This is a genomic window from Shewanella sp. DNRA4 (assembly GCF_012843185.1).
Taxonomy (GTDB): Bacteria; Pseudomonadota; Gammaproteobacteria; order Enterobacterales; family Shewanellaceae; genus Shewanella; species Shewanella xiamenensis.
Genome location: NZ_JABAIP010000052.1, coordinates 1 through 295 on the forward strand (window position 1 = coordinate 1; position 295 = coordinate 295).

Consider the following 295-nt stretch of genomic DNA (forward strand, 5'->3'; position numbering starts at 1 on the left):
GCTCTTTAACAATCTAAACAAGAAATCTGTGTGGACACTCACAGGTGTTGAGTTAATCGAAATTACTCTGCCGTTTGGCGAGTAATCAAAGAATTAAATCAATGTAATAATGAGTGTTCATAGCAATATGTACAACGACTTATTAAGTTAAGTCGATTCAGAATTCATTGAGTCGTTTCTTCGGAAACAAAAAACTTTTAATTGAAGAGTTTGATCATGGCTCAGATTGAACGCTGGCGGCAGGCCTAACACATGCAAGTCGAGCGGCAGCACAAGTAAGTTTACTTATGAGGTG

Annotated in this window: 1 rRNA gene; it reads left to right on the forward strand. The window is 38.0% G+C overall.

Features of this window, described 5'->3' with window-relative positions:
* Positions 1 to 198: 198 nt before the first annotated feature.
* Positions 199 to 295 (forward strand): 16S ribosomal RNA (locus HG547_RS20695); the annotation flags it as partial.